Raw genomic sequence first — 6,518 nt, 5'->3', positions numbered from 1 at the left:
GAAAAACATTACTATAAATGTGGTAATTTTAGTAACGGATGTAGCTAGATCAACCTAAAATAGCCATCACCTTTGATTTTTAGGCGTTTCTTCTGTTTGCACACAGCTAAATACAGAAAACGCAAAAAGGGCAAGAAGTATCTTGCTAGTAATAGTTTTCATAAAAAAATTTGCTTTTAGATAAAGACTTTGACATTAACGATTCAATTATAGGCAGTTAACCCTGCAATAACTAACAACATGTACAATAATTACACTCGATTTAAATTTATTAACTATTTGTAATGCGAATATTTTTAACAATATCTATTTCATAATACAGTATTATAACACAGTGCAATCGATAGTAGTTTTAAAGGTTTATTTGAAGTGTGCAGATCTGAAAAAAAATCTAAAATGATAGTTGTGGGTGTGATTAAATTTCTTTCACTTTCTGATGAAAAAAATCTTCTAAATAATGTGTACCGTATTGATCCGCAATATTATCAAAAGCCATCAATGTAAGGAAAAACTCTATGGGGCCATATACTTTAGAAGAAGTGAAGGTTCTTACAACGCTGATGATTATTCTTCTAATCCAATCCGGAAGATGTATAATTTTCACTTTCTTACCCCATGCTTTTAACGCCACTTCAGCCAGTTCATTTTGAGTATAAAGAACGGGGCCTCCTACTTGTACTTCTTTTTCATCAGTCATGATTTTATCCACACAAACTTTTGCCAAATCTTCTCCATGGATGGGATTGATTTTATATTCTCCATTCCCAAAAAGATAAACCGTTCCACCTTTGGCCATTTCTAAGAAATCAGTCATGTCTGAGAAGAATCCATTAGGACGCATAATGGTATAATCCAAACCAGAATTTTTCAAAGCATCTACAAATTTCTCTTTGGCTTCAAATATTTTCAAGAACCGAAGCTGATCTCCTCCAATCGCCGACACATATAAAAAGGATTTCACTTGAGTTTGTTTCGCTTCATGTAGCAAATTCATATTTCCCTGAAAATCTACATCCATATACGTCATTCCATCTTTCTGACGAGTAATACCAATAGTAGAAAACACCCAATCGATATTATCTGTAATACCTTGTAGAGATTTAGGTTGAGTGACTTCACCTATAAAAAAGTCATCGATTCCATTAAACAGCTCTTTTTGGTGTTCTTTTCTGATTAAAACCCTTACATTATGGCCTCTATTTTGGAGCTCTTTCACTAGGTATTGACCCAAATACCCCGTGGCTCCTGCGACTAAAACATTCATGACTTACATTGTTTTTTTGTGATATTCCAAAGGTAATACCTCACTTTATGAATGCTCTTGACGATCGTCAAGAATGCTCCCTTCTATAAATTCTTGCTTTTATTCTGCTCAATGTTTCTGGTGACACACCTAAAAAAGATGCGATATATTGCTGAGGGACTCTTTGAACTAAGTCACCTTTTGTTTTCAATAAATCTTGATAGCGTTCCTCTGCAGATTTTGTAATAAAAGAAGCTAACACTTTTTGATAAGTAATCAACTCATTTTCTGTTGCCACCCTGGCTATAATTTCTAGTTTTGGAAAGACATCAATTAGTTTTTCAATATTCGCTTTCGTAAAAATATAAATTTCAGAATTTTCCAAAGCTTGATAATTTTCTATAGCAGGAACATTATAAGTATAACTTTCTCCTGCACAGATAAACTGTCCTTCTGTATAAAAGAAAGCGGTTTTGTCATTTCCATCAACATTATAAAACAGCCTTACACAACCCTTGGTCACAAAATAGATTTCATCTGAAATTTTACCTTCTGTAAAAATCATTTCTCCTTTAGCATAAGTTCTTTTGAAAATTGCCTGTTCTAATGTTTTCTGCTCTGATGAAGTGAGAGAAGTATAAGTTTGTAATTGTTTTAGTAACTGTTCCATATCTTATTTTTAATGAAAATAAGGTACAACAACAATTTCACACAAAAAAAGAGCAACAATAAATTTCTTTATCATTGCTCTTCTAAGCTATATATTTGATATCTGAGTTACAGATTAATTTCCTGATGAAGGATTATCATACCCTGGATCAACTTCTCCTGGATTATCATAACCTGGATCTACTTCCCCTGGATTTCCAAAACCTGGATCAACATAATTTGGATTATCATAACCTGGATCTATTGGTTCAATATCATTACTTTCTGAACATGAGAACATAAATAAGGCTAAAACTGCAGGAAGGATAAACTTTTTCATAATAGTAAATTTGTTTTAAATGTAGACAATAATAATTTGTCGTAACCCTTTCTTTTATAATGATTTGTAAGTGGTTACAGTATATTAAAACGCCTTTTTGCCTACCTCGATTTCCATCATAAGACCAAATACTTCCTTAAAAAGACCAAAGTAAATTGAAACACATGAGAACAGAAAAAATGTAAGTATTCATATAAAAAGAGCAACAATAAATTTCTTTATCATTGCTCTTCTAAGTTATATATCAAATATCTTCTTATAAAGATTAATTGTTATCTTCTTCAATTGGATTTTCAGGAAGCGGAACACCAAAACCTGGATCTACTTCCTCATAAATTGGATGTTCTGGTTTAGGATCAATTGGCTCAATATCGTTACTTTCAGAACATGAGAACATAAACATTGCTAAAACTGCGGGTAAGATAAACTTTTTCATAATAGGTATATTTGTTTTTATGTAGACAATAATAATTTGTAGTAACTCGCTCTCTCTAAATCACTTGTAAGAGTTGTCACAGTATATAGAAACGCCTTTTACTCTTCTATGATTTTTCGAAAAAGTTCAAAAAGTATCCCAAAAAGCTCAAACCAATTTTTTCTCATTTTTCAACTCAATTTCAAAACCTTTACTGTTTAGAACTATTTAGTTTCAAGCATTTACGCTGTTGTGTATCTTTGTGAAAAATAGAATTACATGGATATTTCAAATAAATCGAATAAAGATATATTCTTTGAGCATCAGGCACAGACTTCTCCTTATCCATTAGGGATTGAGGTAGATTATGCCAAAGGTGTTTATTTATATGATAAAGAAGGAAAGTCGTATATGGACTTGATTTCGGGAATTGCGGTCAACAACTTGGGGCATGGTCATCCAAAATTGATTGAGGCGATTAAAGAACAAGTAGACAAATACTTATTTGTAATGGTATATGGCGAGATGGTACAGAAACCTCAAATTGAGTTGACCAAAAGCCTTTTGTCTGTTTTACCGGATCAGTTGAACAGTACTTATTTTGTCAATTCGGGAACAGAGGCCAATGAAGCGGCATTAAAGTTAGCCAAAAGATATACGGGAAGAACGGAATTGGTGAGTTTCAATAGATCTTACCATGGCAATACCCACGGTTCATTGAGTGTTTCTGGAAATGAAGTGAAGAAGAATGCTTTTCGTCCACTTCTGCCAGATGTTCGCTTTATTAATTTTAATGTAAAAGAAGACTTACAATATATTACAGAGAAAACGGCAGGTGTGATCGTAGAACCTATCCAAGGGGATGCCGGTGTTCGTATTCCTGATATTGAATACATGCAAGCCCTTCGTGATCGATGTACTGAAGTAGGAGCTCAATTGATTTTTGATGAGATTCAAACAGGCTTTGGTAGAACGGGTAAGTTCTTTGCCTTCGAACACTTTGGTGTTGTCCCTGATATTTTGACCATCGCGAAAGGAATGGCAGGTGGAATGGCCATGGGCTGTTTTGTTTCTTCTGCTGAAAAAATGAAAGTGCTATCGCATGATCCTATCTTAGGTCACATTACTACTTTCGGTGGTCATCCGGTTAGTTGTGCAGCATCTAATGCGGTGATTAATATTTTAAAAGAAGAAAAGATCATTGAAGACGTTGATCGTAAAGGACTGATCATTGAAGATCGATTGAAGTCACACCCTGCGGTAAAAGAGATCCGTCGAAAGGGTTTGATGTTTGCCATCGATATGGAGAATTTTGAATTAGTCAATAATGTCGTGACCACTTGTATTGAAAAAGGTGTGATTACGTATTGGTTCCTTTCTACTCCGTATGCTTTTAGAATTGCTCCTCCATTGACCATCACCGATGAAGAAATTCATAAGGCGTGTGATACGATTTTGGAAGCAATTGATGTGCATTATTCGTAAATGACCACGTGTTTTCTGGTGGTTCGGCAGACACGCAGGTCGGCCCCTACAGGTGATTCAATATTTCATTTAATTTTCTGACCTCAACATCTGCTTCAGATTCACCGTTTCCAAAATAAATCGTTTTCAAACCGAAGTCTTTCGCACCTTTTATATCCGTCACTGGATTATCTCCTATCATCACTGATTCTTCTTTTGAGGCACCTGCTTGGTCTAAGGCATATTGGAAAATTGCAGGGAATGGCTTTTTGGCTCCGCATGATTCTGAAGTCACGACTACCTCAAAATACTTACCCAAACCTGTAGAGGATAACTTGATGGCTTGTGTTTTATCAAAGCCATTGGTGATAATATGTAATGTATATTTCTCTTTTAATGCTTCTAATAATGGTATCGTCCCTTCCATTAGATGGGGTTTTGTAGGACAAATTTCTAAATACTCATCACCGATATTGGGTGGGCAGTGTTTTACATCAATGCCTAATTTTTCAAATACCATTGGGAATCTTCTCAATCGGATATCTTCTTTAGTGACTTTATCAAAATTATAAAGGGCCCATAATTCGTGATTCGTCGTTTTGTAAGCCACTAAATACTCTTCTACAGAAGTACCCAGTTTTCCAATTTCATATTTTTCAAATAATGCGATTAAGGTCTCTTCCGAGTTCTTTTCAAAATCCCAAAGGGTGTGATCTAAATCGAAGAATATATGTTTGATCTGTTCTTTATTCATTGCTATATATTAAGGTGTAGACTTTCAATAAAGCATTAATTATGCAGTTTTGTTCTACTTTACGATTAAATATCTTAAATAATTTGATGATTTTAATCTATGAAATGAATTTCAGAATGTTTGGTTTAACGACAATTTTGAGGGTTTTCTAAGAATTTTTAACAATAGAATTTTAAAATGACCTAATTTAATTTCTTTTAGTGTTATTTGAACACTAATTTTTTAACTACACTTTTATTACCTTTGCACAAAATCATTGTTTTCAAAAAAGACACAAGATCAACTAAATATATATGGCACAAGTAGAAATGGTTCTTCCTGCAATGGGAGAAGGCGTTATGGAAGCCACAGTTTTAGAATGGCTAAAACAAGAAGGAGACACAATTACATTGGATGAGTCTGTAGTGGAAGTAGCTACTGATAAGGTAGATACAGAAGTTCCAGCCACAGTGGAAGGTGTAATCAAATCAATCTTAGTTCAGAAAGACGATGTCGTTCAGATTGGTTCTCCTATAGCTATTGTTGAGACTGAAGGCGGAGACGATGCTCCTGCTGAAGAACCCCTAAAAGATGTTGAGGAAGTGGCACAGACAATTATGTCTGATATCAATCAAGCAGCTTCTTTTCCAACTGAAATTAGTGCAAAAAGTGGAAATAGATTCTATTCTCCATTAGTAAGAAATATTGCGAAGACGGAAGGTATTTCTCAAGAAGTCTTAGATTCAATTCCAGGTACTGGAAAAGATGGCAGAGTGACTAAAGATGATATCTTGTCATTCATTAAAGATGGAGTACCTCAATCTGCTCCTGCAAAAACAGTAACTCCAGCTCCAGTAGCTCAAACTTCTGCTCCGGCACCAGCTCCAAAGGCTGTTACGCCTCCTCCAGCAGTTGCTTTAGACAATGGAGATGAAGTGATCGAAATGGACCGAGTGCGTAAGATGATTGCCGATAGAATGGTAAGCTCTAAACACACCGCTCCTCACGTGACTTCTTGTGTAGAAGCTGACTTGACAAATGTTGTACTTTGGAGAAACAAACACAAGGAAAGCTTTAAAAAGAAAGAAGGTGCCAACCTTACTTTTATGCCGATCATTATCTCTGCGATTGCCAAAGCGATCAAAGAATATCCAATGATCAACGTACAAGTGGATGGTAGTAATATCGTAGTGAAAAAGGATATCAATATTGGTATGGCCGTAGCAATGCCAAATGGTAACCTTATTGTTCCTGTCATCAAAAATGCAGACCGCTATAGTTTAAGCGGATTGGCGATTAAGATTCAAGACTTATCGATCCGTGCTAGAGAAAATAGATTAAAACCAGACGAATTACAAGGTGGTACTTACACTGTATCTAACATCGGTTCATTTGGTAATACAATCGGTACGCCTATCATTCTTCAACCGCAAGTGGCAATTATGGCTGTAGGTACGATCAGAAAGAAACCTGCTGTTATTGAGACGCCACAAGGTGATACAATCGGTATTCGTCAATTTGCTTACTTCTCTCACTCTTATGATCACCGTGTAGTAGATGGTGCACTTGGAGGTATGATGGTAAGAAAAGTTGCAGATATATTGGAAGGCTGGGATCTAAACCAAGAAGTATAGTAGTATTATTCTAAGTTTCAGTTTTTCAAAAGAGATGTTTT

The 6,518-nt window shown here is 35.1% G+C and carries 7 protein-coding genes; 2 read left to right on the top strand and 5 right to left on the bottom strand.

The annotated features are described in order from the left end of the window. Positions 1-415 precede the first annotated feature (415 nt). The 4 genes from HHU12_RS27280 to HHU12_RS27265 all read right to left on the bottom strand — a co-directional run bounded on the left by HHU12_RS27280 (position 416) and on the right by HHU12_RS27265 (position 2,667). Positions 416-1,264, bottom strand: coding sequence for an SDR family oxidoreductase (locus tag HHU12_RS27280; RefSeq protein ID WP_169659907.1), 849 nt, complete (start codon positions 1,262-1,264; stop codon positions 416-418). Positions 1,265-1,331: 67 nt separating this feature from the next. After that, positions 1,332-1,913 (bottom strand): Crp/Fnr family transcriptional regulator, encoded by a 582-nt coding sequence (locus HHU12_RS27275; protein WP_169659906.1) that lies wholly within the window; start codon positions 1,911-1,913, stop codon positions 1,332-1,334. 114 nt (positions 1,914-2,027) lie between these two features. Next, positions 2,028-2,231: a hypothetical protein gene (locus HHU12_RS27270; protein ID WP_169659905.1), complete on the bottom strand. Its 204-nt coding sequence runs from the start codon at positions 2,229-2,231 to the stop codon at positions 2,028-2,030. 265 nt (positions 2,232-2,496) lie between these two features. Then, entirely contained in the window at positions 2,497-2,667 is a 171-nt protein-coding gene (locus HHU12_RS27265; RefSeq protein ID WP_169659904.1) for a hypothetical protein, read from the bottom strand. A gap of 258 nt (positions 2,668-2,925) precedes the next feature. Between HHU12_RS27265 and HHU12_RS27260 the strand changes: the two genes are divergently transcribed. Beyond that, positions 2,926-4,131, top strand: coding sequence for an aspartate aminotransferase family protein (locus HHU12_RS27260; protein ID WP_169659903.1), 1,206 nt, complete (start codon positions 2,926-2,928; stop codon positions 4,129-4,131). 46 nt (positions 4,132-4,177) lie between these two features. On the opposite strand, the gene HHU12_RS27255 is transcribed toward HHU12_RS27260, so the two are convergent. Then, positions 4,178-4,864: a YjjG family noncanonical pyrimidine nucleotidase gene (locus HHU12_RS27255; protein WP_169659902.1), complete on the bottom strand. Its 687-nt coding sequence runs from the start codon at positions 4,862-4,864 to the stop codon at positions 4,178-4,180. Positions 4,865-5,157: 293 nt separating this feature from the next. Here HHU12_RS27255 and HHU12_RS27250 point away from each other — a divergent pair, with 293 nt between their 5' ends. Then, positions 5,158-6,477: a dihydrolipoamide acetyltransferase family protein gene (locus tag HHU12_RS27250; protein ID WP_169659901.1), complete on the top strand. Its 1,320-nt coding sequence runs from the start codon at positions 5,158-5,160 to the stop codon at positions 6,475-6,477. Positions 6,478-6,518 lie beyond the last annotated feature (41 nt).

The organism is Flammeovirga aprica JL-4 (assembly GCF_012844305.1).
GTDB lineage: Bacteria > Bacteroidota > Bacteroidia > Cytophagales > Flammeovirgaceae > Flammeovirga > Flammeovirga aprica.
Note: the sequence above shows the minus strand (reverse complement) of the source record. Positions and strands in the feature narration are given on the sequence as shown.

What these genes read in the sequence shown, in the direction of transcription:
- HHU12_RS27275 (WP_169659906.1), bottom strand. Translation starts at nt 1,913, where the DNA reads ATGGAACAGTTACTAAAACAATTACAAACTTATACTTCTCTCACTTCA.
- HHU12_RS27250 (WP_169659901.1), top strand. Translation starts at nt 5,158, where the DNA reads ATGGCACAAGTAGAAATGGTTCTTCCTGCAATGGGAGAAGGCGTTATG.
- HHU12_RS27265 (WP_169659904.1), bottom strand. Translation starts at nt 2,667, where the DNA reads ATGAAAAAGTTTATCTTACCCGCAGTTTTAGCAATGTTTATGTTCTCA.
- HHU12_RS27260 (WP_169659903.1), top strand. Translation starts at nt 2,926, where the DNA reads ATGGATATTTCAAATAAATCGAATAAAGATATATTCTTTGAGCATCAG.
- HHU12_RS27270 (WP_169659905.1), bottom strand. Translation starts at nt 2,231, where the DNA reads ATGAAAAAGTTTATCCTTCCTGCAGTTTTAGCCTTATTTATGTTCTCA.
- HHU12_RS27255 (WP_169659902.1), bottom strand. Translation starts at nt 4,864, where the DNA reads ATGAATAAAGAACAGATCAAACATATATTCTTCGATTTAGATCACACC.
- HHU12_RS27280 (WP_169659907.1), bottom strand. Translation starts at nt 1,264, where the DNA reads ATGAATGTTTTAGTCGCAGGAGCCACGGGGTATTTGGGTCAATACCTA.